The organism is Microbacterium lemovicicum, from assembly GCF_003991875.1.
Taxonomy (GTDB): Bacteria; Actinomycetota; Actinomycetes; order Actinomycetales; family Microbacteriaceae; genus Microbacterium; species Microbacterium lemovicicum.
This window is the reverse complement of sequence record NZ_CP031423.1, coordinates 1,720,402-1,745,829: the sequence shown is the minus strand read 5'-3', so window position 1 is coordinate 1,745,829 and position 25,428 is coordinate 1,720,402. Positions and strand designations below refer to the sequence as shown.

The following is a 25,428-nucleotide window of genomic DNA, read 5'->3' as shown; positions in this document are numbered from 1 at the left end:
TCGCCGTCGCATCCTCCCCCCACGCACACGACGCATCGATCCAGCAGAAACAGGAGCAGCCACACCATGGCCAACTTCACCATCGCCGACATCAAGGCGCTGCGCGAGCAGCTCGGCACCGGAATGGTCGACACCAAGAAGGCTCTCGAAGAGGCCGACGGCGACGTCGAGAAGGCCGTCGAGATCCTCCGCCTCAAGGGCGCGAAGGGCAACGCGAAGCGCGCCGACCGCTCGACCAGCGAGGGCCTCATCGCCGCTCGCGAGGGCGACGGCAAGGTCACGCTCATCGAGCTGGCCTGCGAGACCGACTTCGTCGCGAAGAACGAGCGCTTCATCGCCCTCGCCGACAAGGTGGCCGACGCGGCCGCCGCCGTCTCGGCCGACTCCGTCGAGGCCGCGCTCGCAGCGCCCGCCGGCGACGTCACCGTCGAGCAGCTGATCTCCGACGAGGCCGCCATCATCGGCGAGAAGGTGGAGCTCCGTCGCGTGCGCACCCTCACCGGCGAGCACTTCGAGGTCTACCTGCACAAGACCAGCAAGGACCTGCCCCCGCAGGTCGGCGTGGTCCTGGCGTACTCGGGTGACGACAAGGAGACCGCTCGCAGCCTCGCTCAGCACATCTCCTTCGCCAACCCGTCCTACCTCACGCGCAGCGAGGTCCCCGAGGCCGACGTCGACAAGGAGCGCGAGATCGTCACCGAGATCTCCCGCAACGAGGGCAAGCCCGAGGCCGCCCTGCCCAAGATCGTCGAGGGTCGCGTCAACGCCTTCTTCAAGCAGGTCTCCCTGCTCGACCAGGACTACGCGAAGGACAACAAGCAGTCCGTGGCGCAGGTCGCCAAGGACGCAGGTCTCACCCTGACCGGGTTCGCCCGGTTCAAGGTCGGCGCGTAAGACGCCGCTCAGGCCCGCATCGGCGACGGTGCGGGCCTTTTCCGTGCGCGGGGGGCGGATGCCGCACCCCGACGCCGCTAGTTTGGAAGCGCGACGAGAGGACCCCCTGACGTGATCGATGAGATGACCGGACGCCGCCGCGTTCTGCTGAAGCTGTCCGGAGAGGCGTTCGGCGGGGGGCAGCTCGGGGTGAACCCCGACGTCGTCAGCCAGATGGCACGGGAGATCGCCGCGGCGGTCGATCGCGTGGAGATCGCCGTGGTCGTCGGCGGTGGCAACTTCTTCCGCGGCGCCGAGCTGAGCCAGCGCGGCATGGACCGCGGTCGCGCCGACTACATGGGCATGCTCGGAACCGTCATGAACGCCCTGGCGCTCCAGGACTTCCTCGAGCAGGCCGGAGCCGCGACGCGCGTGCAGTCCGCCATCTCGATGACCCAGGTCGCCGAGCCGTACATCCCGCGGCGCGCGGAGCGTCACATGGAGAAGGGCCGCGTCGTCATCTTCGGCGCCGGCGCGGGCCTGCCCTACTTCTCCACCGACACCGTCGCGGCGCAGCGCGCCCTCGAGATCGACGCGCAGGAGGTCCTCGTCGCGAAGAACGGCGTCGACGGCGTCTACACCGCGGACCCGAAGAAGGATGCCGCGGCGACGAAGATCGATCGCATCACCTACCTCGACGCGCTGCAGCGCGGACTGAAGGTCGTCGACTCGACGGCCTTCAGCCTGTGCATGGACAACAAGATGGACATGCGGGTGTTCGGCATGGAGCCGGCCGGCAACGTGACGCGCGCCCTCCTTGGCGAATCCATCGGCACGCTCGTCACGGCGTGACGAGGCCCCGCGGCTAGACTGGGCACTCAGGTTTCAACCGAAGGAGTCACCGTGATCGCCGACGTCTTGGCCGATGCCGGAGCGCGCATGGACCGCGCCGTGGAGGCAGCGAAGGAGGACTTCGCGACCGTCCGCACGGGCCGCGCGAACCCGCAGCTCTTCCAGAAGGTCCTGGTCGGCTACTACGGCTCGCCCACCCCGCTCGCCCAGCTCGCCTCGGTGAGCAACCCCGAGGCCCGCACCGTGCTGGTAACGCCGTACGACAAGTCCGTGCTGAAGGACATCGAGCAGGCGATCCGCGACATCCCGAACCTCGGCGCCAACCCGACCAATGACGGCAACCTCATCCGCGTCACGATGCCGGAGCTCACCGAGGAGCGTCGCAAGGAGTACGTGAAGCTCGCGCGAAGCAAGGGCGAGGACGCGAAGGTGCACGTGCGCGGCATCCGTCGCAAGTCGAAGGACGACCTCGACGAGCTCAAGAGCGAGTTCGGCGAGGACGAGCTCGCACGTGCCGAGAAGGAACTCGATGCGCTCACGCGCGCCCACGTCGACGCCATCGACGAGGCGCTCAAGCGCAAAGAGGCCGAGCTGCTCGAGGTCTGAGGACTCCACATGACGGACGCGCCCGGTGCAGAGCCGACCGGCGACACAGCGGACGATCCGGCGCTGACGCCTTCCCGACGGGATGCCGCGGCCGCGCGTCGCGGGCAGCCCGAAGGCTCCGTGCGCGCCGACGGCGGCGATTTCTCGTCGCAGGTGCGTGCTGCGCGCACCGAGTTCGAGTCGCAGGTGGCGCATGCCCGGGCTGAGTTCGATCAGGCCAACGAGCGGCTGAAGGAGCGGACCGGACGCGACCTCATCGTGGCGATCGGCATCTCGCTCGCCATCGGAGCCGTGCTCGTAGCATCCCTCATCTTCTTCAAGTGGGGCTTCGTCCTGTTCGCCCTGGGCGCCAGCACCCTCGGCATCTTCGAGCTCGCGCGCGCCCTCCAGACCACGGGCCGCCGCGTCGATCTCGTCCCGCAGCTCGTGGCGGGCACGATGCTCGTCGCGGCCGGGCTCTTCCTGGCTTCCTGGCTGCACTGGATCGCCCTGTTCCTCGCCGTGGCGTTCGTCATCGTGTGGCGCCTCATCGCGCAGATGGTCGCGAATGACGGGCGCACGTACGCCGGCGTGCTGGGCGACGTGCTCATCGCGGGCTTCGTGCAGCTCTACGTGCCCTTCCTCGCGAGCCTGTGCGTGCTCCTGCTGCGTCAGGAGGGCGGCGAGTGGTGGGTGCTCGCGTTCATCATCGTGGTCGTCGCCTCCGACACCGGCGCCTACTCGGCCGGCCTCGCCTTCGGCAGGCACCCGATGGCGCCAAAGATCAGCCCGAAGAAGACCTGGGAGGGCTTCGCCGGAGCGGCGGCGGCGGCCCTCGTCACGGGCGTCCTGGTCGCGCTGTTCATGCTCGGTCTGCCCTGGTGGTGCGGTCTCATCCTCGGCGCGCTGATCCTGGTCACGGCGACAGCAGGCGACCTCGGCGAGTCGATGGTCAAGCGCGACCTCGGCATCAAGGACATGAGCTCGTGGCTGCCCGGTCACGGGGGAGTGCTCGACCGCCTCGACTCGATCCTGCCCTCCGTCGCCGCGGCCCTCGCCCTCTTCTACCTGCTCTCCCCTCTGGCGGCCTCATGACCCTCGACGACGCGTCCACCTCCGTCGGCCCCGACGGAGGCACGGCGCCCGCTCCGTTCCCGTCCACGACGGGACGCACGAAGGGGTACGACAAGGCCGCCGTCGACACGTTCCTGGAGGCGGCGCGCACCTCCTTTGAGGCCGATCCCGCCGATGCCGAGCTGGACGCCGCCGACGTGCGCCGCGTGGCCTTCCCCCTCGTGCGCCACGGCTACGCGATCGCCGCGGTGGACGCCGCCCTCTCGCGCATCGAGGACGCCTTCGCCGGGCGTGAGCGCAGCCGTGCGGTGAGCTCGCGCGGAGCGCGGGCCTGGGTCGGACGCACGCGGGAGACCGGTCAGGTCATCCTCGACCGCCTGACGCGGCCGCCGCGGCACCGGTTCGAGCGGGTCGGCTTCCTGCACTACGGGTACCGCGTCGATGAGGTCGACCTGATCGCCGACAAGCTGGCGCGCTACCTCGAGTCGGGCGACGCCGTGACCGTCGAGCAGGTGCGCTCGATCGCGTTCCGGATGCAGCGCGGCGGCTACCGCGAGGTGCAGGTCGACGCGGTGCTCGACGCCGTCGTCGAGGTCATGCTCGCCGTCGTCTGACCTGGCACCGGTCCGGGGCTCCGGGTAGACTCGGCCGCACTGTGACTCCCGGCGACGATCTGACTCCTGCGTCCACGCGCCGGGCTCGTCGCGAGAGGGATGTCGCCTCCCGCGCCACTCCCCATGGGACTGCGATCGCCCATCGTGACGAGCGACCCGTCGGCGCAGCATCCTCGTCGTCCCCCCGCTGGTCGCGTCGGCGCGGCGTCGTGGCCGTCTTCGCCGCCGTCGCCGCCGTCGGCTTCGTCGCCGCCTACGCCGGGCCGTTGGGGGTGACGCTCACGCGCGCCAGCGCCGAGGCGCAGCCGCTCCCCGTGACCCTGTACGCGAGCGCCCTCGACGACAGCCAGTCGTACGCGGCCGGCTACGCCGCCGGACGAGAGGCCGCCGCGAAGGCGGAGGCCGCTGCGATGGACCTGGGCCGCGACAGCTACGAGGTGTACGTCACCCCGAAGCCCACTCCGACGCCCGAGCCGGTGCCCGAACCCGAGGAGACGAGCTCGTCCGACGAGTCGTCGTCGAGCGAGCCGGTGGCCGCAGCCCGGCCGTACTACACCGGCGGAGGATCCTCGTCGGAGTGGATGTCGGCGGCGGGCATCGCCGAGGGCGACTGGGGCTACGTCGACTACATCGTCAGCCGCGAGAGCGGCTGGAACCCGAACGCCACCAACAGCTCCTCGGGAGCATGCGGGCTCGTGCAGGCGCTGCCGTGCAGCAAGGTGCCGGGCAACGGCTACGACCCGGTCGACAACCTGCGGTGGGGCAACGGCTACGCGGTCGGACGCTATGGAAGCTGGGCCTCGGCCTACGCCTTCTGGACGTCCAACCACTGGTGGTGACGCGTCGCCATGCCCCGTTCCCACCGCCGGCGCTCCGAGCAGCCGGACGACGACTCGTTCGCCCGCCTGCTGTCGGGCTGGAAGCGCACCGAGGTGCGCCGCGGGCAGGAGTGGACGATCCAGCCCGTGTCCGAGACGCAGGCGGTGAAGTCCTACATCTGCCCCGGCTGCGGCCGGGTCATCGAGGCCGGCGTCGCGCACCTCGTCGCGTGGCGCGCCGACGGGGTCCTCGGCGACGGAGCCGACCTCGCGGCACGGAGACATTGGCACACCCACTGCTGGAGGATCAGCTGACATGGAGATTCGCGGACCGCTGTTGCTTCCCGCCCGCCGGGAAGAGGTCGAGCTCGAGACGCTCGACGGTTTGACGCTCGTCGGCGAGCTCGCGCTCCCGGTGGACCGCGACCCGGTCGCGACCCTGGTGACACTGCATCCGCTGCCGACCGCGGGCGGGTTCATGGACTCGCACATCATCCGCAAGGCCGCGGCGCGATTGCCGGCCCTGGCGGATCTCGCCGTGCTGCGCTTCAACACGCGCGGCACCACGTCGCCGCGGGGCACCAGCGAGGGCGCCTTCGACGGCGGCCGGAGCGAGGCCTTCGACGTCGCGGCGGCGATGGACCTGGTGACCGACCGCGGGCTGCCGCGCCCGTGGCTCGTGGGGTGGTCGTTCGGCACGGAGCTCGCGCTGAAGTACGGCCGCGACCACGCCGTCGAGGGGGTCGTGCTGCTCTCGCCGCCGCTGCACCGCGCCACCGATGACGAGGTCGCCGCCTGGGCGGGGGACCACCGGCACGTGATCGCCCTCATCCCCGAACTCGATGACTACCTGCGACCGGATGCCGCGGCGGAGCGGTTCGCGTCGATCCCCGACGCCGTGCTCATCCCGGTCGAGGGCGGCCGGCACCTGTGGGTGGGGGAGTCGCAGACCCGTCGCGTGCTCACCGAGATCGTCGGAGCGGTCAATCCCGCCGCTCTGCCGCTGCCGCTGGAGTGGGACGGTCCGCTCGGCTGAGCCCGCTCCGTGAAGCGGGTCAGCGCTCGTTCTGCCGCGGGATGATGACCTGGCGGTAGATGATCAGCACGCTGGCGGCCACGGGGATGGCGATGAGCGCGCCGAGCAGGCCGAGCAGCGAGCCGCCGGCCAGGGCAGCGATGACCACGACCGCACCCGGCACGGAGACTGCCCGGTTCATGACCTTCGGCGACAGCACGTAGGCCTCGAGCTGCATGTAGATCAGGTAGTAGATGGCCGCGATCCACCATGCGTTCGGCGATCCGAGCCCCGGGATGAGGCAGCTCAGCACGATGATCGTCGAGCCCGTGAGCGTGCCCACGAGGGGGATCAGCGAGAAGAAGAACGCGATGACGGCGAGCACGGCCGGGAAGGGCGCTCCGATGATGCTCAGGAAGATCGCGCTCAGGACGCCGTTGATGACGCCCATCGTGACCTGGCCCATGACGTAGTACCCGACGGAGTCGGTGATCTGCTCGGCGAGGTCGATGAAGCGGGGGCGCTTGGACGCGGGGACCAGCTGGTAGACGGCGCTCTTGAGCGAGGGCGTCGACGCCGTGAAGTAGATCGTCAGGATGAGCACGATGAACGCGCCGCCGAGGCCGGCGAACAGGGCGATGCCCGCATTGATGACGCCGCCGGTGATGACACCCCAGTTGTCCACGAGCCACGTCTGGGCATTGCCGATGGCGTCGTTGAGGAAGCCGGGCGGGAGGCCGGGGAAGCGCTCGGACAGCCAGCGGTTGACGTCGGTCAGGAACTGATCGAGCGTGCGGCTGGAGAGGAAATCGGTGATGGTGTTCACCAGCTGACTCACCTGGCCGACGATGATCGGCACGACCATGAGCACGATGCCCGCGAACAGCGCGAGCACGAGCACGATGGTGATGAGCACCGCGAGCCAGCGACGCAGTCCGCGGCGCTCGAGGAACGACACGACCGGCTCGAGGCCGAGAGACAGGAACAGCGCCGTCCCGACGTACAGGAGGATCGTCGACAGCGTGGAGACGCTGCTGATGAACAGCAGGCCGAGGCCCACCCCGAGCGTCGCGACGAAGGCGACGCGGAAGGGGTTCTGGAATTTCACGGGGGTCTCCTGCCCGGGGACGACGGCGAGGCGGTGTCCTGTCAGGATAGTGACTGGCCCGAGCGCGACACGGCATTGGCTGCTCCCTGGGGACTTTCAGGTCGTCTTCGCTAGTCTGAAATGTCGATCAGACGGTCCGAGCGGGGTGCCCGCGGACCTCGGGAAGGTGTCTTTCGTGCGATTCGTGTGGGCCGTTCTGGCCTTCGTCCTGGCTGCCGCGATGATCGGCGCAGGCATCGCGCAGCGGACGGTGTTCCAAGGCCCCAAGACGCAGACGGAGTCCGTATCCCTGTCGCAGGACACCCCGTACGTCCTCGTCGACGGATCGGTCCTCAACAGCCTCCCGGGCGCGCAGACCCTGCGCGCCGAGGGCAGCGGCACGATCTTCGCCGCCTACGGGCGCACCGCCGACGTGAAGGCGTGGCTGTCCGATGCGGAGTACGTGCAGGTCGGCGTCGGCGAGAACGGCGCGCTGACCACCTCCGAGGTGCAGCCGACGGCGACGCCGGCCCCCACGACCGATGACACGACGGACACGACGGCGACGGATGCCGCGGCCGCCGCGACCCGCGATCCCATCGGCTCCGATCTCTGGCTCGACGAGTTCCAGCAAGACGACGAGCTGGTGGCCCCGCTGCAGCTGCCCTCCGACATGAGCGTGCTCATCGCCGGCGACGGAACGAGTCCCGCGCCGGCCGACATCTCGGTGTCCTGGCCGATCGGCAACGCGACGCCGTGGGCGGGACCGCTCATCGCCGGCGGGGCCCTCCTGATGGCCGTGGGCGTCTTCCTGTACATCCTCGGCATCCGGCACGTCCGGCGCTCGAAGGGTCCGCGCCGCAAGGGCCTGCCGCTCCCGGTGACCGAGCCGATCGACCTCGCGACCGCCGAGGCGGACAAGGGTGTCATCAGCAGCAGTGCGTCGCGCCGCTCGCTCGGGCGCGGTCGTCGCACCATGCTCGTGCCGCTCGTCGCCGTCTCCGCGCTCCTGGTGACCGGCTGCTCGGCGGACGCCTGGCCGACCCTCGGCGGCACGGCCACCCCCACGCCGTCGGCATCCGTGATCGTGCCCGAGGGACAGCAGTCCCCGGCCGTCACCGAGGCACAGGCGGAGCGGATCCTCGCGCGCGTGGCCGACACCGTGGCCGAGGCGGACGCCGCGAGCGACCAGGCTCTGGCCTCCACCCGTCTGGACGGCGCCATGCTCGCCGAGCGCACCACGAACTACACGCTCCGGTCCTCGATCGCCGACTATGCCGCGCTGCCCGCGGTGCAGGCCAAGCCGCTGCGCATCGTCCTGCCCGTCGCCTACGACGCCTGGCCGCGCACCGTCATGACCGTCGTCGACGACCAGGCCGACAAGGTCTCGAGCATCATGATGCTCACCCAGGCCGACCCGTGGTCCGCCTTCAAGCTCACCTACATGGCCAACCTCGAGGCATCCACCGAGCTGCCCGAGCTCGCCGCCCCCTACGTCGGCGCACCGCAGGTCCCGCCGGGGTCCGACTTCCTCACCCTCGCGCCCGACAAGGTGGCGGCCGCGTACGCCGACATCCTCAACAACGGCGACGCGAGCACCTCGCTCAGCCTGTTCGACGCCGACAGCGACAGCTTCCGCACGGGGGTTGCGGCAGACCGCCAGAAGCGGCTCGACGAGTTCAACCAGACCGCGGCCGACACGGGCAGCCTGACGTTCGAGTCGTCCGCGGGAAGCCAGCCCCCGCTGGCGCTGGCTACGCTGGAGAGCGGTGCCATCGTAGCGGTCAACATCAACGAGACCGACACCGTGAAGCCGACGAACGCCGATGCGGTGATCAAGCTGACGAACAACCCGACCGTGAAGGCTCTCGTCGGGGCGGAGCAGTCCGCGACCGGCTTCACCACGACCTACAGCGACCAGCTCTTCTTCTACGTTCCCGGCCAGGGATCGACGGAGAAGATCCGTCTGCTGGGCGCCTCGTCCCACATCCTCGACGCGAAAGTGATCCCGTGACCGATCCCGCCCCCGGAGCCGTCCTGCGCGGAGCCGTCGACCTCTCCTCGCTGCGCAACCGCCCGGCCGCTCCCGCGGCGACCGCCGGCGCGACCCCTCCGGCGGCAGCGGGCGGACCGACCGTCCCGCTCGTGATGGACGTCACCGACGACACGTTCGCACAGGTGCTCGAGCTGTCTCGCACCGTCCCGATCGTGGTCGACCTGTGGGCCGAGTGGTGCGGCCCCTGCAAGCAGCTCAGCCCGATCCTCGAACGCGTCGTCACCGAACTCGCCGGCCGCGTCGTCCTCGCGAAGGTCGACGTGGACGCCAACCCGCAGCTGTCGCAGGCCTTCCGCGCGCAGTCGATCCCGATGGTGGTCGCCCTCGTCGCCGGTCAGCCGGTGCCGCTGTTCACGGGGGCCGTGCCCGAGGCGCAGGTGCGCGAGGTGCTCGGTCAGCTCCTGCAGCTCGCCGCCCAGAACGGCGTGACGGGCACCGTGACGCCCGCCGACGCGGCCGAGCCCGCCGAGGAGGGCACGCCCGAGGAGCCGCCGCTCCCGCCGCTGCACGCCGAGGCGTTCGACGCCATCGAGGCGGGGGACTACCCTCGCGCCGTCGCCGCGTACGAGAAGGCACTCGCGGAGAACCCGCGTGATGCCGACGCGCGTGCCGGGCTCGGACAGGTGCGCCTGCTGGCCCGCGTGCAGGATCTCGACCTGCAGGAGGTGCGGGACGCCGCGGCCTCCCGCCCGACCGACGTCGAGGCGCAGTTCGCCGCCTCCGACCTGGACCTGGCCGGTGGCCACGTCGAGGACGCCTTCGGGCGGCTCCTGGACCTGTTCTCGATCCTCCCGTCCGAGGAGCGCGCTCCGGTGCGGGAGCGTCTGCTCGAGCTGTTCGCCCTGGTCGGCGACGCCGATCCCCGGGTTGTCGCCGCGCGGCGGGCGCTCACCACGCTCCTGTTCTGAACATCGCCCGGGACCCCGGGAACGCCGAAGGCGGGTGAGCATCGCTCACCCGCCTTCGGCGTTCCCTCAGCGGCGCGTCGCGGAGGGGAGGTGCGGGTCGCCGCCGGCGCGGTGCTCGAGCCACAGCACACCCAGCGGGGGCAGCACCATCGAGGCGCGTCCACCCGCGCCCGCGTGGACGACGCCGAGGTTGCCCACGCCCGAACCGCCGAACTCCTGCGCGTCGGAGTTGAGGATCTCGTGCCAGGCGCCCTCCTCCGGGAGGTCCAGCTGGTAGTCGTGGATCGGCGTGCCGGAGAAGTTGCAAACGACCGCCACAGTGCCGCCGTGCCAGTCGCGGCGGGCGAAGGCGATGACGTTCGGATTCCACGACGGAGCGCCCAGCCGGGAGAACGCGGCGGCGTCGCTGTCGCGCGACCACAGCGCGGACGACCCGCGGTAGGTGCGGTTCAGCATGCCCACGAAGGACTGCAGCTGCGCGTGAGCCGGCTGGTCCAGCATCCACCAGTCCAGCCCACGGCCCTCGGACCACTCGGACATCTGCCCGAACTCCTGGCCCATGAACAGCAGCTGCTTGCCCGGGTGCCCCCACATGTACGCGAGGTAGGCGCGCATGTTGGCGAGCTTCTGCCAGTGGTCGCCCGGCATGCGCCCGAAGAGGCTGCCCTTGCCGTGCACGACCTCATCGTGGCTGATCGGGAGGATGAAGTTCTCGCTGAAGGCGTACACGAAGGAGAACGACAGCTCCCCGTCGTGGTGCGACCGGTACATGGGGTCGCGCGCGATGTAGTGCAGCGAGTCGTTCATCCAGCCCATGTTCCACTTGAAGCCGAAGCCGAGGCCGGCGTGGCTGGTGGGCTGCGTCACTCCCGGGAAGCTCGTGGACTCCTCGGCGATGATCGCGATGCCGGGGTAGCGCTTGTAGGAGGTGCCGTTGACCTCCTGAAGGAAGCGGATCGCCTCGAGGTTCTCGCGCCCGCCGTGGACGTTGGGCTCCCACTGGCCCTCCTCGCGGGAGTAGTCCAGGTAGAGCATCGACGCCACCGCGTCCACGCGCAGCCCGTCGACGTGGAACTCCTCGAACCAGTACAGCGCGTTGGCGACGAGGAAGTTGCGCACCTCGTTGCGGCCGTAGTCGAAGATGAGCGTGCCCCAGTCCTTGTGCTCGCCACGACGGGGGTCCGGGTGCTCGTAGAGCGCCTCGCCGTCGAAGCGGGCGAGGGCGAAGGCGTCCTTCGGGAAGTGCCCGGGGACCCAGTCCATGATCACGCCGATGCCCGCCTGGTGCAGGCGGTCGATGAGGTAGCGCAGGTCGTCGGGGCTGCCGAAGCGGCTGGTCGGAGCGTAGTAGCCCGAGACCTGGTATCCCCAGGAGCCGCCGAAGGGGTGCTCCGCGAGGGGCAGGAACTCGACGTGGGTGAAGCCCTGCTCCGTGACGTAGTCGATGATCTGGTCGGCGCCGTCGCGATAGCCCAGACCGGGGCGCCACGAGCCGAAGTGCAGCTCGTAGATGGACATGGGTCGCGACACCGGCGTCGTGCGCGCGCGCTCGGTCATCCAGTCGTCGTCCGCCCAGCGGTAGTCGGACTCGGTCACGACGGAGCCGGTCGCCGGCGACACCTCGGCCAGGCGCGCCATCGGGTCGGCCTTCTGGATCCAGTCGCCGCGGCGGGTGAGGATCTCGTACTTGTAGGTCGAGCCCGCTCCGACGCCGGGCGCAAAGATCTCCCAGACGCCCGTGCCGCCCATCGAGCGCATTACGTGGGACCGTCCGTCCCAGCCGTTGAAGTCGCCGATCACGCGCACGGCACGGGCGTTGGGCGCCCACACCGTGAACGCGGTGCCGGCGACGCCGTCATGGGTGCGGGTGTGCGAGCCGAGCACCCGCCACAGCTCCTCGTGGCGCCCCTCGCCGATGAGGTGCAGATCGAGCTCGCCGACGGTCGGGGGGTGCCGGTACGGATCGTCGGCGGTCCAGTCCGGGCCGCCCTCGTAGCTCGCGGTGATCTCGTAGCCGCCCGGGGAGCCGGTGCGGGTGCCCTCCCAGATGCCGGAGCGCACGTGCTCCATCGGCACCTGGGTGCCGTCTGCGAACGTCGCGGTGACGGCGGATGCCATGGGTCGGCGCGTGCGCACGGTCCAGGTCTGCGCGCCCGTGGCGTCGGCGCCCGCGTGGAGGCCGAGGACGCCGTGCGGGTCGTGGTGCGCGCCTGCGGCGATCGTGTCGAGGAGTGCGTCGTCGATGCTCATCGGGATTCCTTTACGTGCAGGATGTGGACGGGTTCGGTGAATGCGTCGAGCCGCACGAAGTCGTGGTCGGACCACGTCCACTGCGCACCGGAGAGCAGGTCTTCGACCTCGAAGGGCTCGCCGGGGGTGACGCCCCACACGCGGGTGTCGAGGTGGACCATCGTCTCGCGGGCCGAATGCGGATCGACGTTGACGACGACGATGATCGTGTCGGCGCGTCCGTCGGGGGAGAGGGCGGCGTCGAGGTGCTTGACGTACACGAGGATCGCGTCGTCGTCGCTCCAGTGGACCGTGAGGTTGCGCAGCTGCCGCAGCGCGGGGTGCGCACGGCGGATCTCGTTGAGCCGGCGCAGGAACGGGGCGAGTGAGTCGCCTCGCTCCTCGGCGGCCGCCCAGTCGCGGAGCTTGTACTGGAACTTCTCGTTGTCGATGTTCTCCTCGGCGCCCGGGCGTGCGACGTTCTCGAAGAGCTCGAAGCCGGCGTACACGCCGTACGTCGGAGCCGCCGTCGCCGCGATCGCCGCGCGCGTGCGGTACGCCGGCCGGCCGCCGTACTGCAGGTACTCCGTGAGGATGTCCGGCGTGTTGACGAAGAGGTTGGGACGCAGGAAGTCGGCCGTGTCCTGCGAGACCTGCGTGAGGAACTCCTCGAGCTCCTCCTTCGTGTTGCGCCAGGTGAAGTAGGTGTAGCTCTGCTGGAAGCCCGCCATCGCGAGACCCTGCATTGGAGCCGGACGCGTGAAGGCCTCCGCGAGGAACACGACGTCGGGGTTCTCCTGGGTGACCGTGGCGATCAGCCACTCCCAGAACTGCAGCGGCTTGGTGTGCGGGTTGTCGACGCGGAAGATCTGCACGCCCTGCGCGATCCAGTGCCGGACGATCCTGAGCACCTCCGCCTTGATGCCCTCGGGGTCGTTGTCGAAGTTGACCGGATAGATGTCCTGGTACTTCTTCGGGGGGTTCTCGGCGTAGGCGATCGTGCCGTCGGGCAGCGTGGTGAACCACTCGGGGTGCTCTGCGACCCACGGGTGGTCCGGGGCCGCCTGGAGAGCGAGATCCAGCGCGATCTCGAGGCCGGCCGCGCGTGCCGCCGTGACGAAGGCGCGGAAGTCCTCGAGGGTGCCGAGGTCGGGGTGCACGGTGTCGTGGCCGCCCTCGGAGCTGCCGATGGCCCACGGGGAGCCCGGGTCGCCGGGTGCCGCGTTCAGCGTGTTGTTCGGCCCCTTGCGGTTGAGACGGCCGATCGGGTGGATGGGCGGCAGGTAGAGCACGTCGAAGCCCATGTCGGCGACGCCCGCCAGCCGCGCGGTGGCCGTGCGGAAGGTGCCGCTCTGAATCGTGCCGTCGGCCTTCTGCTCCGCGCCCTCCGAGCGGGGGAAGAACTCGTACCAGGCGCCGACGCCGGCCCGCTCGCGCTCGACGAGCAGCTCCTGCCGGGGGCCGAGCGTCACGAGCGAGGTCACAGGGCGATCGGCGAAGAAGGCGGCGATCGCGGGGTCCCGCACGATGTCCAGCGCGGTGGCGTCGCCGACGGCGGGGTCGCGCAGAGCGGTCGCCGCGCCCTTGAGCGTGCGGCGCTCCGCGGCGGAGCGGTCCTTCTCGGCCCGCGCGCCGTCGAACAGGCGCGCGCCGATCTCCCGCATGAGGGGCGCGTCGACGCCGGCGGCGATCTTCAGCTCCGCCGCGTGCTCCCAGGTGGCGAACTCGTCGGCGAACGCCTCGAAGCGGAAGCTCCAGACGCCCTGCGCGAGCGGCGACACGATGGTGGCCCAGCGGTCGAAGCCGTCGTTCAGGGGCGAGAGGCGATGCAGCGACTCGGTGCCGTCGGGGGCGAACAGCCGCACGTGGACGCCGATCAGGTCATGACCCTCGCGGAAGGCCGTGACGCGGAACGGCACGACCTCGCCGACGAAGGCGGTCGGCCGGAATGCGCCTCCGGGGACGGAGGGGAAGGGCAGCGCGAGGGGGATGCGCCCCGTGCGCGTTTCGGCGTCGGTCTGGAACGCCTCGGCAGGTCGGAGCGGGATCGTGGAGCCGCTGCGGGTGAGGATCGGGGATGCGGTGCGCTTCGGTGTGGCCACGTTCCGAACCTACCGCCCGGATCACGTCCCGCGAAGGAGCGGGCCGGGTGGTGGCCTGTCCCGCGCGGGCGTGCTAGGAGGCGTCGCCGACGGCGCGGAACAGATGCATCGAGGTGGGGTCGACCTCCACGACCTGGCCGGGCTCGTAGACCGCCCGATCCGTCTGCGGCTGCTCCTCGGCACTGCTCCAGAGCGATTCGTAACGCTCGACGCCGTCCACCTGCGGCAGCACGACGCGGGTCGGCCGCTCGTCGCCGTGGACGATCAGCAGGATGCGGTTGAACTCCTCCTCGTGCGGCGTCGAGGTCGCCACGTACTGCAGCGTGCGGTGGGCGGCGCTGGTCCAGTCCGCGATGCCCATCGTCTCGCCGTCCACGCCGTACCAGTCCATGACGGACGCGCCCGGCACCTGCAGATCCTCGTGTGCGAAGCGCGTCGGCCGGAGGGCCGGGTTCTCCCGCCGTGCGGTGGTGAGCGCCCGCACGTGCTCGGCCAGATGCTCCTGCCAGGACTCGGTCTCCCACGACAGCCATGTGAGGGCCGAGTCGTGGCAGTAGGCGTTGTTGTTGCCGTCCTGCGTGCGGGCGAACTCGTCGCCGGCGGTGAGCATCGGCAGGCCGGCCGACAGCAGCAGCGTGCCCAGCAGGTTGCGCATCGCCTTGCGTCGCGTCGCGAGCACGGCCTCGTCGTCGGTCGGTCCCTCGATCCCGTGATTGAACGACCGGTTCGTGCCGGCCCCGTCACGGTCGTGCTCGCCGTTGGCGAGGTTGTGCTTGACGTCGTAGCTGACGAGGTCGTGGAGGGTGAAGCCGTCGTGGGCGGTGACGAAGTTCACGCTCGCGAGCGGGCCGCGTTCGGCGCTGAAGGTGTTGGCGGAGCCGGCGAGCCGGGCGGCGAAGCCGCCGATGCCCGTCGGCGCGACATCGGCCCGGCGGGCGTAGTCGACATCGCTCAGCCAGAAGTTGCGCACCCGGTCGCGGTAGCGGTCGTTCCACTCGCTCCAGCCGTCGCCGAAGGCGCCGGTCTGCCACCCGCCCATGCCCACGTCCCAGGGCTCGGCGATCATCTTGACTCCGGCCAAAGCCGGATCGTCGACGATGGCGCGCAGGAGCGGATGCTCGGGCGTGAAGGCGTGGTCCGCGTCGCGGCCGAGCGTTGCGGCGAGGTCGAAGCGGAATCCGTCGACCTGGCAGTCGTTGGCCCAGTACCGGAGCGAATCCAGCACGAGGCGGGCCGCAGCATCCGTCGAGGTGTTCACCGAGTTGCCGCAGCCCGTCACGTCGATGTAGGCGCCGTCGTGGTGCTGACGGTAGTACGACCGGTTGTCGATGCCGCGGAGACTCGAACGCGGCTCGCCGATGTCGGCCTCGGCCGTGTGGTTGTAGACGACGTCGAGGATGACTTCGAGGCCGGCCTCGTGCAGGAGCCGCACCATGCCCTTGAACTCGCGCAGCACGGCCTCGGCGCCCTCGCGCCGGTTGGCCTTCGTGGCGTAGGCCGCGTGGGGCGAGAAGAAGTTGACGGTGTTGTAGCCCCAGTAGTTCGAGAGTCCCAGGTTGAGCAGGCGGGGCTCCGTGGTGAAGGCGTGCACCGGCAGCAGCTGCACGCTCGTGATGCCCAGCGTCCGCAGGTGCTCGATCATCGCGGGATGCGCCAGGCCGGCGTACGTGCCGTGCAGGGCGGGGGGAATGAGCGGATGCCGCTTCGTCATGCCTTTCAGATGGCCCTCGTAGATCACCGTGCGATCCATCGGCACGGCGGGCTTCGCGACGCCGCCCCAGTCGAAGCCGCCCTCGACCACGACCGAGCGCCAGTCGTTGGCGCCGCCCCGGACGAGCCCGCGCGAGTAGGGCTCGAGCAGGAGGGACAGGGGGTTGAACAGGTTGCCCGGTCCGTGCGGCCCGTCGACCCTGATCGCGTAGCGGGCGCCGGGACGCAGGAGCGATGTGGTGACCGCCCAGAAGCCGCCGCCGACGTCGACGAGCGGGAGGGTCTCGATCGCCCAGTCGAGGTCGGTGTCGTCGAAGATGACGAGCCGGATGCCGTCGGCGTGGCCCGACCACACGCGGAGAGTGCCCACACCGTCGTGCAGGGTGACACCCAGACCGTCCCACCGGGGATCGAGCAGACCGGGCGGCGGGGCGATGGCGAGATCGTGCTCCGTCAGGACCATGCGACCTACAGTAGTCAGGGCGGCCGTAGCGGCCGATCCGGGAGGACAGGGGGAGTGCGGATGCGCGCTTACCTGGACCATGCCGCCACCTCCCCGCTGCGGCCCGAAGCCCGCGACGCCTGGCTCTCCGCGGCCGAGGTGGTGGGCAACGCGTCGTCGATCCACGGCGGCGGACAGGCGGCTCGACGGCTGCTCGAGGAGTCGCGCGAGCGCCTCGCCGCGGTGCTGGGCTGCGAGAGCATCGAGGTGGTGTTCACCTCGGGCGGCACCGAGGCCGTGAACCTCGCCCTGAAGGGCTTGTGGTGGTCCCGCCCGAAGGGCTCCGACACGATCGTGCTGCCCGACGCCGAGCACCACGCGACGATCGACGCCATCGAGTGGCTGCGCCGTCACGAGAGCGCGTCCGTCCGCCCGGTCGCCGTCGACGCGCGCGCCGGCATCCCCGTCGCCGGGTTCGCGGAGGCCGTCGCCGACCCGCGCGCCGCGCTGGCCACGGCGCTGGTGGCCAACAACGAGGCGGGAACGGTCAATGACGCGGCGGGCCTCTCCGCCGCGGCGGCCGAGCGCGGCATCCCGCTGCACCTCGACGCGATCGCCGCGTTCGGCCACGTGCCCGTCGACGTCGCGCGGTGGCGCGCCGGCGCTCCGGCGGGTGCAGGGCTGGTGGCGCTCAGCGTGTCCGCGCACAAGATCGGCGGCCCGGTCGGTGTCGGCGCGCTCGTCGTGTCGCGATCGGCCGCTCCGACCGCCCTGCTCCACGGCGGCGGGCAGCAGCGCGGGTTGCGCTCCGGTACGCAGGACGTGGCCGGCGCGGCGGCGTTCGCCGTGGCGGCCGAGCTCGCGGACGCCGAGCGCGAGGCGGAGGCCGCGCGGCTCGGGGTGCTCCGCGATCGGCTCCTGCACGGCATCCGCGATCTCGTGCCGACCACCGAGCTGCTCGGCGATCAGCGGAACCGTCTGCCGGGCAACGCGCAGCTGCTGTTCCCGGGGTGCAGCGGTGAGACGCTGCTGTTCCTCCTCGACCAGGCCGGCGTCGCGGTCTCCACGGGATCCGCCTGCCAGGCCGGCGTGCCCGAGCCGTCGCACGTCGTGCGCGCCATGGGACGCACCGAGGCCGAAGCACGATCCGTGCTGCGGCTGACGCTGGGGCGCACCTCGACCGGGGCCGACGTGGAGGCGCTGCTCGCCGCGCTGCCCGACGTCCACGCCCGCGCGCTCGCCGCGGCATCCCCCCGTCGGCGCTCCGAGTCGGCGGTCAGGCCCGCCTCGTAGACTGACCGCATGCGTGTTCTTGCGGCCATGAGCGGGGGAGTGGACTCCGCCGTCGCGGCCGCCCGCGCGGTCGAGGCGGGTCATGACGTCGTCGGCGTGCACCTCGCGCTCTCGCGGGCGGGCGGCACGCTGCGCACCGGGAGCCGCGGCTGCTGCACCATCGAGGACGCGATGGACGCGCGACGCGCGGCCGACCTGCTGGGCATCCCGTTCTACGTCTGGGACTTCTCCGAGCGGTTCCGCGAGGACGTGATCGAGGACTTTGTCGCCGAGTACCGCGCCGGACGCACGCCGAACCCCTGCATGCGCTGCAACGAGCGCATCAAGTTCGCCGCCCTTCTGGAGCGGGCGCTCGAGCTGGGCTTCGACGCGGTGTGCACCGGCCACTACGCGCTGCTGGTCGACGGCCCCGAGGGTCGCGAACTGCACCGCGCATCGGACGCCGCGAAGGATCAGTCGTACGTGCTCGGGGTGCTGACCGCCGAACAGCTCGCGCACACCTACTTCCCGTTGGGCACGACGCCCTCCAAGGCGCTCGTGCGCGCGGAGGCGGCGGAGCGCGGCCTCACCGTCGCGCAGAAGCCCGACAGCCACGACATCTGCTTCATCCCGGACGGCGACACCCGCGGCTGGCTCGCGGAGAAGGTCGGCACCGCGACCGGCGACATCGTCGACCGCGCCGGAGCGAAGGTGGGTACCCACGAAGGGGCGCACGCGTTCACGATCGGTCAGCGTCGCGGCCTCTCGCTGGGTGTGCCCGCCGCCGACGGCAAGCCCCGCTTCGTGCTCGAGATCCGCCCCGTCGACAACACCGTCGTGGTGGGGCCGCGCGAGGCGCTGGCCGTGGCCGAGATCTCCGGCGCGACGTACTCCTGGGCGGGAGCCGCGCCGACCGCATCGGCGTTCGCGTGCGCCGTGCAGATCCGCGCGCACGCCGATCCGGTGCCCGCGCAGGCGCTCTGGGATCAGGATGCCGCGACCGTCGTCGTCACGCCGGTCGAGCCGCTCGACGGCGTCGCCACCGGCCAGACGGCGGTGCTCTACGACGGCACGCGCGTCATCGGCCAGTTCACGATCGACCGCACGGTCTCCGCGGTACCCGTCGACGCCTGAACGATCGGCGCGCGGTCCGTCTCCCTCGGTCTGTCGGCGCTGGATCTGTCGGCTCGGTCTGTCGGCGCTCGGTCTGCGCTGTCTGTCGGCGCTCGGTCTGTCGGCGCTCGGTCTGTCGGCGCTCGGTCTGTCGGCGCTCGGTCTGCGGACTCGGTCTGTCGGGCCGGTGCAGCGTCGGAGGCCATCCATAGACTGGGGCGGTGACCGACGCGGAGCTTCCCACCGGACTGTCGCGCGAGGATGCCCGCGCCGAAGTGCAGTCGCTCATCGACCAGATCACGGGTGCGCGCGACGCGTACTACGGCCGTGACGCCGAGCTCGTCGACGACGCGACCTACGACGGGTGGATGCGACGGCTCGAGGCCCTCGAACGGGCGTTCCCCGAGCTGCAGGGTCAGGACTCGCCGACCCAGACGGTCGGCGCCGCCCAGGCGTCGATGTTCGCGCCGATCACGCACGCCGAGCGGATGCTGAGCCTCGACAACGTCTTCTCGCCCGACGAGCTGGCCGAGTGGTGCGCGAAGGCCCAGGCGTCGTCGGGCCGGACCGTCCGATGGCTCACCGAGCTGAAGATCGACGGGCTCGCCCTCAATCTCCGCTACGAGAACGGCGTGCTCACCTCCGCCGCGACGCGCGGCGACGGGCGGGTCGGCGAAGACGTGACCGCCAACGCCGTGCGCGTTGCGGGCATCCCCGAACGGCTGTCGGGCAGCGGCCACCCGCCGCTGGTCGAGGTCCGCGGCGAGGTGTTCATCCCCGTGGCGGCGTTCGAGCGGCTCAACGCCCTCCAGGCGGCGCTCCGCGACCGCGTCGTAGAGGAGGCGCGTGCACGCGGGCGCGCCTTCGACGAGGCGAAGTCGACGCTCAGCGCCGAGCGGCGGTTCCCGGCGTTCGCGAATCCGCGGAACGCCGCCAGCGGCGGCCTGCGACAGCAGCTGGAGAAGAAGGACGGACTGGAGCTCGAAGCCGGTCAGGCACGCCTCGACTCGCTGCGCATGTACGTCCACGGTGTCGGCGCGTGGGAGAACCCGCCCGTGTCCTCGCAGAGCGAGATCTACGCGCTGCTGGACGGGTGGGGACTTCCGACCAGCCCGCACTTCCGCACCGCCGACGACATCGACGGCGTCCTCGACTTCGTCGCGCACTACGGCGAGCACCGGCACGAGGTCGAGCACGAGATCGACGGCGTCGTGGTCAAGGTCGACGAGCTCGCCCTGCACGACGAGCTCGGATCCACGAGCCGCGCCCCGCGGTGGGCGATCGCCTACAAGTACCCGCCCGAGCAGGTCAACACGAAGCTCCTCGACATCGTCGTCTCGGTCGGCCGCACCGGACGCGCGACGCCGTTCGCCGTGATGGCCCCCGCCCGCGTCGCCGGCTCGGTCGTGCGCCAGGCCACCCTGCACAACCAGGACATCGTGAAGGCCAAGGGCGTGCTGATCGGCGACACCGTCGTGCTGCGCAAGGCCGGTGACGTGATCCCGGAGGTGCTCGGTCCCGTGGTCGAGCTGCGCGACGGCACCGAGCGCGCATTCGTGATGCCGACGCACTGTCCAGAGTGCGGCTTCGAGCTCGCGCCCGCGAAGGAGGGCGACATCGACCTGCGCTGCCCGAACACGCGGTCCTGCCCGGCGCAGGTGCGCGGACGGGTCGAGCACATCGGCTCCCGCGGCGCGCTCGACATCGAGGCGCTCGGCGAGGTGACCGCGGCCGCGCTGACGCAGCCGTCCGTGCCCGAGGAGCCTCCCCTCGAGACCGAGGCAGGTCTGTTCGACCTCACCCTGGAGCAGCTGATCCCGATCGAGGTCGTCGTCCGCGACGCCGAGACGGGCGAGCCGCGGGTCGATGACGCGACCGGCCTGCCCGTCCGTCGCGCCCCGTTCCGGCGCAACGCGTCGGCCGCGGAGAAGAAGGCGGGCGTGACGGGCGCGCAGCCCTCGGTGCAGGCCGTGCGTCTCATCGAGGAGCTCGAGAAGGCCAAGACGAAAGACCTGTGGCGCTACCTCGTCGCGATGAACGTCCGCCACGTCGGTCCGGTCGCCGCCCGCGCACTGGCGCAGTGGTTCGGCTCGGTCGAGGCGATCCGCGCCGCCTCCCGAGACGAGCTGGCCGCGGTGGAGGGTGTGGGCGGCATCATCGCCGACGCCCTCGTCGACTGGTTCGAGGTCGACTGGCACCGCGACATCATCGACCGCTGGAGTGCCGCGGGCGTGCGCCTCGGCACGCCGGGGCACCCGGGGCCCGGCGGCGCCGTGGTTCAGGGTGGGGTACTGGAGGGCATCACGGTCGTCGCGACCGGATCACTGGAGGGCTATTCCCGCGAGGGAGCTCAGGAGGCGATCCTGGCCGCCGGCGGGAAGGCGGCTTCAAGCGTGTCGAAGAAGACGGACTTCGTCGCCGCCGGGCCGGGCGCGGGCTCCAAGCTCGGCAAGGCCGAGGCGCTCGGCGTGCGCATCATCGACGCCGCCCAGTTCCGGCTTCTGGTCACCGAAGGCCCCGGAGCGCTGCCCGACCCGGAGGAAACGATCGAGGAAGATACGGACGAACCGGCGGTGTCCGATGCCGTCCGGCCCGGCACGATCGAGGAAGGGTGATCAAATATGTCTCGATGGATCTATCGGCTCGTCCCGACCCGCCCCGAGATGCTCGGAGCTCCCACTCTCGAGGAGCAGACGGTGATGGCGGAGCACGTCGACTACCTCGAGGCGCTCACGGCGGCGGGCATCCTGGTCCTCGCCGGACGTCCTGAGCACGACCACGGAGCGCCGGGGATCACGATCTTCGAGGCGCCCGATGAGGCCAGCGCCCGCGCGGTCACGCAGACGGATCCCGCTGTCGCGGCCGGTGTGATGACGGCTGAGCTGTACCCCTACGCCGTGGCCGTCAACGGCGACTGAGACAGCGTACTGATCGGCCGGGCGGCGTCGGCCAGCGAGTGTCGGGCAGCGAGTGTCGGGCAGCCGGTGTCGGGCCTTGAGTGTCGGGCAGGAAGTGTCGGGCAGGAAGTGTCGGGCAGGAAGTGTCGGGCTTAAGTGTCGGGCAGTCGGTGTCGAGTCGCGAGTGTCGGACAGTCGGTGTCGGGCAGCCGTCAGCCACGCCGGGTAGCTGGCGTTGAGGCACTGGACAGCGGGCGTCGGGCAACGGGCGTCGAGCAGCCGGCGTCGGGCAACGGGCGTCGGCCAGGCGGCGTCGGGCAGCCGGCGTAAGGGCACCCCGACAGCAGACGTCGGGCAGCGGACGTCGGGCACCTGCTGCTCCCCGACCGGGCTCCTGGCACGTGTTCCACGGGCTTCGAGTAGAACCCGGTCAGAACGGAGGTGGATCCGCGTCCATCCGGGTGAAGCGAACGACCGCGGGTGGCCGATCGCGGCAAAGGCGACCGAGCGGACTTCGCCACTCGAGCACACCACCACCGCGCTGCCTCACCGTCCAGGCGGATTCATGTTTGAGCGTATGGTGACGGCGACACAGGTGAGCGAGATTGTCCACCCGGGTGGGTCCGCCGTGCGCCGCGTCCTGCGTGTGGTCGATGTCGCATCCCCTCGCAGCGCGGCGGCACCCGGGGAATCGGCACGTCTCATCCCTGGCCCGGAGGAATCGCTTCAGCTCTGCCGACGGACGGTAGCGGTCGACCCCGAGCACCGCACCGCTGAGTGGATCGGTGAACACGCGATCCCACACGGACGCGGTGGCGGCGAGGCACCGGACGGATTCGGCGTCGGCGGTCTCACCCCCGGCGAGCAGCCCGATCTCACCGCGCCCCTCAGCGAGCGATCGCGCGGTGACCGTCACCTGCACGTGTCCTGTGATCGACTCGAGCCCGTCGCCGTGCGCCATCGCGCCGCCGGCGAGAACGAGGTCGCACAGGAGGTCGGCGCGCAGCTGATCGAGGGTGCGCGAATCGACGGAGTCGTCCATCACGTGGTCGGTCGGCGCCTGCGAGGGGCCGGTCACGAACGGGTCGCACGGCTCTGCGGTCGCCGGGCGCTCGTCGTCCACGGTCGCCGCGCGCTCGTCGTCTGCGGTCGCCGTGCGCTCCTCGTCGTCCACGGTCGCGCCGTCGTCGCCACCCTCGGATCGGCTGGGCGCCATTGCGCCGGTGTCGTGACCACCACGACCGCGCACCGTCCTGGCCATCCGCGTCAGCCGGTCGTACATCGCGTGAGCGAGGGTGGCGGGGAGATCGGCCAGCAGCCGAGCCTGCCCGCTGTCGAGGTCGAAAACCCGCACCTGTCGGTCGGACGCGCTCCGCCGCATCCGCTCCGCCGATCCGACCGGGTCGATCTGCGCAGCGATCGCCGCTGCGACCGCTCGCAACCGCGCCGCGGTCTCCATGCGGGCGACCTCGAGGGCACGCGCCTCGAACCGCCCGCGTGCGTCGTCGTCGTCGATCTGACCGCCGGCGTCGAGGAGGGCGTTCAGGTGCGCGCTGTCGATCGAGCCCTCTTCCCAGGCTGCAAGGGTGGCGGGGAACCGGCTGGCGAGCTGCGACGCGTCACCCATCCGCCGCTGGACGGTCCGGTCGGTGACCCGCATCGCGGTCGCGAGCTCAGCCGCCACCTCGCGCATCGGCAGGTCAGCACGGGAGCGATGATGCGATCCGTGCGCACGTTCGGCCTCCATGGCGGACACCACCATCTCGACGGCATCGGCGAGAAGCCGCGACTCGTCGGCCTGAGCACGGGCCACGCGCTGCCGCGCGGCCACGACGGAGGTCACGAGCGCATGGAGCCGCTGCGGGTCGATCGTCGCCTCGTGCCCCATGCCCTGCTCCTGGATCGGCCGCGCGTAGCGCGGCAACCGGTCGCGCGAGTGGGCACGTGCGCGTTCCTGACACTGACGACGATACGCGAGGGCTCCGACATCGCCGTCCCGACGGTTCTGCGGGACAGGCGGAGGCGTGTCCGCCGACGCGCCTCAGGAGCCGTCGGTCTCCGCGAGAAGCCTCTCGCGCACCTGGCGGCGCAGCACCTTGCCGATGAGCGAGGTCGGCAGCTCGTCCACCACGACCACGCGACGGGGGACTTTGTAGGGCGTGAGGATGCCGCGGGCGAACGCCCGCACATCCTCCACGTCGACGGGGCCGTCGTCGTCCACGACGATCGCGGCGATCACATCTTCACCGGAATGGGTGCTCGGCACCCCGACGACGGCGACGTCGCGCACGCGCGGATGCTGGCGGAGGGCGTTCTCGACCTCGGTGGGGGCGACGTTGAAGCCCCCGGTGATGATGAGCTCCTTGATGCGGTCGACGATGCGGACGAACCCGTGCTCATCGATCTGGACGATGTCGCCGGTGCGGAACCAGCCGTCCACGAACACGGCCGCGGTCTCCTCCGGCCGGCCGTAGTAGCCGCCGAAGACCTGCGGGCCGCGCACCAGCAGCTCGCCGCGGCCGCCGGGCTCGACGTCACGGGTCGGCTCGTCCGGGTCGACGACCCGGCACTCGGTTCCGGGGAGCGGGAGGCCCACCGTTCCGGGCACACGGTTGTCGGCGACGGGGTTGGCCATCAGCACGGGCGAGCACTCGCTGAGGCCGTACCCCTCGACGAGGAACCCGCCGGTGGTCTCTTCGAAGGGGACCACCAGCTCGTGCGGCAGGGCCATGGCGCCGGAGATCGCGACCTCCGTGCCGGCCAGCGAGACGCCCTTCTCCCGTGCGGCCTTCAGCAGACGGTCGGCGATGGGGGGCACGAGCGGGAGGAACGTCGCGGGGTGCCTCTTCGTGACGGCCAGCACGAGGTCGGGATCGAATCGCGGGAAGAGCACGAGGCGCGCGCCCATCGACATCGCGAACGTCAGGCACAGCGTGAGGCCGTAGGCGTGGAACATCGGCAGGACCGCGTACACGACGCAGCCCTCGCCGCGGACGATCGACGGCACCCAGGCGCGGGCCTGCGCGGCGTTGGACACCAGGTTCCGGTGGGTCAGCGCGGCACCCTTGGGGGTGCCGGTTGTGCCGCTCGTGTACTGGATGATCGCGAGATCATCGGTCGCCGGACGCGGATGCGCGGCGGAGATCGGCGCGGCGCGCAGCAGCTGCTCCCAGGGCACCGTCCCACTCACGCGGGCGTACAGGGCGTCGCGCGACGCGCGCGCCTTCGCGATCGGCAGCCGCAGAGCCGCGCGCGTCGCGAACGGCATGGCCCGGGTCACGTCGACGGAGATCAGGGTTCGAACGGCGAGATCGGCCGGGAACTCCTGGATCGTGGCGACGACCTTGCTCCAGGCGATCACCGTCTTGGCCCCGTGGTCCTCGAACTGCTTCCGCAACTCGCGGGGCGTGTAGAGGGGGTTGTGCTCGACGACCACCGCACCGAGCCGCAGCACGGCGTAGAACGCGACGATGTGCTGCGGGCAGTTCGGCAGCACGATCGCCACGGGATCCCCGGCGCCGACGCCCTGCGCTGCGAGTCCTGCGGCCGCACGGTCGATCTGCTCCGACAGCTCGCGGTAGGTCGTCTCGCGTCCGAAGAACTGGAGGGCCGCAGCATCCGGATAGTCCCTCGCCGAGGCCTCGACGATGTCCACCAGTGATCCCGAGACCGGCTCGAGGTCATCCGGCACCCCCGGGGCGTAGCTGCGGATCCACGGCCGAGGCGGGTCGTAAGCGGTCACGGGCTCAGCCTAGGACGCGTCGACCGCCGACCGGGGGAG

Annotated in this window: 20 protein-coding genes; 14 read left to right on the top strand and 6 right to left on the bottom strand. The window is 71.1% G+C overall.

All coding sequences use genetic code 11. The features are described from left to right. Positions 1 to 66: 66 nt before the first annotated feature. The 8 genes from tsf to CVS47_RS08080 all read left to right on the top strand — a co-directional run bounded on the left by tsf (position 67) and on the right by CVS47_RS08080 (position 5,852). The gene (gene tsf, locus CVS47_RS08115; RefSeq protein ID WP_127095629.1) at positions 67 to 894 is read left to right on the top strand and encodes a translation elongation factor Ts; all 828 of its coding nucleotides are present in this window, start codon (positions 67 to 69) and stop codon (positions 892 to 894) included. A 111-nt stretch (positions 895 to 1,005) separates the two neighbouring features. Further along, positions 1,006 to 1,725 (top strand): UMP kinase, encoded by a 720-nt coding sequence (gene pyrH / locus CVS47_RS08110; protein WP_127095628.1) that lies wholly within the window; start codon positions 1,006 to 1,008, stop codon positions 1,723 to 1,725. 51 nt (positions 1,726 to 1,776) lie between these two features. Then, the gene (frr, locus tag CVS47_RS08105; RefSeq protein ID WP_127095627.1) at positions 1,777 to 2,331 is read left to right on the top strand and encodes a ribosome recycling factor; all 555 of its coding nucleotides are present in this window, start codon (positions 1,777 to 1,779) and stop codon (positions 2,329 to 2,331) included. 9 nt (positions 2,332 to 2,340) lie between these two features. Next, positions 2,341 to 3,405, top strand: coding sequence for a phosphatidate cytidylyltransferase (locus CVS47_RS08100; protein ID WP_127095626.1), 1,065 nt, complete (start codon positions 2,341 to 2,343; stop codon positions 3,403 to 3,405). Next, entirely contained in the window at positions 3,402 to 3,998 is a 597-nt protein-coding gene (locus CVS47_RS08095) for a DivIVA domain-containing protein (RefSeq protein WP_127095625.1), read from the top strand. Before CVS47_RS08100 ends, CVS47_RS08095 begins: the two co-directional genes overlap by 4 nt. 209 nt (positions 3,999 to 4,207) lie before the next feature. Beyond that, positions 4,208 to 4,837: an aggregation-promoting factor C-terminal-like domain-containing protein gene (locus CVS47_RS08090; RefSeq protein WP_241240323.1), complete on the top strand. Its 630-nt coding sequence runs from the start codon at positions 4,208 to 4,210 to the stop codon at positions 4,835 to 4,837. A 9-nt stretch (positions 4,838 to 4,846) separates the two neighbouring features. Further along, positions 4,847 to 5,131, top strand: a complete 285-nt coding sequence (locus tag CVS47_RS08085; RefSeq protein WP_127095624.1) for a hypothetical protein — start codon at positions 4,847 to 4,849, stop codon at positions 5,129 to 5,131. A gap of 1 nt (position 5,132) precedes the next feature. Beyond that, positions 5,133 to 5,852, top strand: coding sequence for an alpha/beta hydrolase (locus tag CVS47_RS08080; RefSeq protein ID WP_127095623.1), 720 nt, complete (start codon positions 5,133 to 5,135; stop codon positions 5,850 to 5,852). Positions 5,853 to 5,871: 19 nt separating this feature from the next. Here CVS47_RS08080 and CVS47_RS08075 read toward each other — a convergent pair whose 3' ends face one another. Next, the gene (locus CVS47_RS08075) at positions 5,872 to 6,939 is read right to left on the bottom strand and encodes an AI-2E family transporter (protein WP_127095622.1); all 1,068 of its coding nucleotides are present in this window, start codon (positions 6,937 to 6,939) and stop codon (positions 5,872 to 5,874) included. A 175-nt stretch (positions 6,940 to 7,114) separates the two neighbouring features. Here CVS47_RS08075 and CVS47_RS08070 point away from each other — a divergent pair, with 175 nt between their 5' ends. Together CVS47_RS08070 and CVS47_RS08065 are read left to right on the top strand one after the other, a co-directional pair. Continuing rightward, complete coding sequence (locus CVS47_RS08070; RefSeq protein WP_127095621.1) at positions 7,115 to 8,932, top strand: DUF8094 domain-containing protein; 1,818 nt, start codon at positions 7,115 to 7,117, stop codon at positions 8,930 to 8,932. Next, the gene (locus CVS47_RS08065; RefSeq protein ID WP_127095620.1) at positions 8,929 to 9,882 is read left to right on the top strand and encodes a tetratricopeptide repeat protein; all 954 of its coding nucleotides are present in this window, start codon (positions 8,929 to 8,931) and stop codon (positions 9,880 to 9,882) included. Before CVS47_RS08070 ends, CVS47_RS08065 begins: the two co-directional genes overlap by 4 nt. A 66-nt stretch (positions 9,883 to 9,948) precedes the next feature. Here CVS47_RS08065 and glgB read toward each other — a convergent pair whose 3' ends face one another. The 3 genes from glgB to glgX all read right to left on the bottom strand — a co-directional run bounded on the left by glgB (position 9,949) and on the right by glgX (position 16,386). Then, positions 9,949 to 12,132, bottom strand: a complete 2,184-nt coding sequence (gene glgB / locus CVS47_RS08060; RefSeq protein WP_127095619.1) for a 1,4-alpha-glucan branching protein GlgB — start codon at positions 12,130 to 12,132, stop codon at positions 9,949 to 9,951. Beyond that, positions 12,129 to 14,213: an alpha-1,4-glucan--maltose-1-phosphate maltosyltransferase gene (locus CVS47_RS08055; RefSeq protein ID WP_206502788.1), complete on the bottom strand. Its 2,085-nt coding sequence runs from the start codon at positions 14,211 to 14,213 to the stop codon at positions 12,129 to 12,131. Before CVS47_RS08055 ends, glgB begins: the two co-directional genes overlap by 4 nt. A 73-nt stretch (positions 14,214 to 14,286) precedes the next feature. Further along, a complete protein-coding gene (gene glgX / locus CVS47_RS08050) occupies positions 14,287 to 16,386 on the bottom strand; it encodes a glycogen debranching protein GlgX (protein WP_127095618.1) in 2,100 nt (699 codons plus the stop codon). 60 nt (positions 16,387 to 16,446) lie between these two features. Between glgX and CVS47_RS08045 the strand changes: the two genes are divergently transcribed. The 4 genes from CVS47_RS08045 (at position 16,447) to CVS47_RS08025 (ending at position 21,668) form a co-directional block, all read left to right on the top strand. Beyond that, positions 16,447 to 17,658, top strand: a complete 1,212-nt coding sequence (locus CVS47_RS08045; protein ID WP_127095617.1) for a cysteine desulfurase family protein — start codon at positions 16,447 to 16,449, stop codon at positions 17,656 to 17,658. A 9-nt stretch (positions 17,659 to 17,667) separates the two neighbouring features. Beyond that, a complete protein-coding gene (mnmA, locus tag CVS47_RS08040) occupies positions 17,668 to 18,771 on the top strand; it encodes a tRNA 2-thiouridine(34) synthase MnmA (protein WP_127095616.1) in 1,104 nt (367 codons plus the stop codon). Between the two features lie 200 nt (positions 18,772 to 18,971). Further along, positions 18,972 to 21,365 (top strand): NAD-dependent DNA ligase LigA, encoded by a 2,394-nt coding sequence (ligA, locus tag CVS47_RS08030; RefSeq protein ID WP_127095614.1) that lies wholly within the window; start codon positions 18,972 to 18,974, stop codon positions 21,363 to 21,365. Between the two features lie 6 nt (positions 21,366 to 21,371). Further along, a complete protein-coding gene (locus CVS47_RS08025) occupies positions 21,372 to 21,668 on the top strand; it encodes a YciI family protein (protein ID WP_127095613.1) in 297 nt (98 codons plus the stop codon). Between the two features lie 409 nt (positions 21,669 to 22,077). On the opposite strand, the gene CVS47_RS08020 is transcribed toward CVS47_RS08025, so the two are convergent. Next, positions 22,078 to 23,535, bottom strand: coding sequence for an HNH endonuclease signature motif containing protein (locus tag CVS47_RS08020; protein WP_127095612.1), 1,458 nt, complete (start codon positions 23,533 to 23,535; stop codon positions 22,078 to 22,080). 153 nt (positions 23,536 to 23,688) lie between these two features. After that, positions 23,689 to 25,389: a long-chain-fatty-acid--CoA ligase gene (locus tag CVS47_RS08015; RefSeq protein ID WP_127095611.1), complete on the bottom strand. Its 1,701-nt coding sequence runs from the start codon at positions 25,387 to 25,389 to the stop codon at positions 23,689 to 23,691. Positions 25,390 to 25,428: the final 39 nt, after the last annotated feature.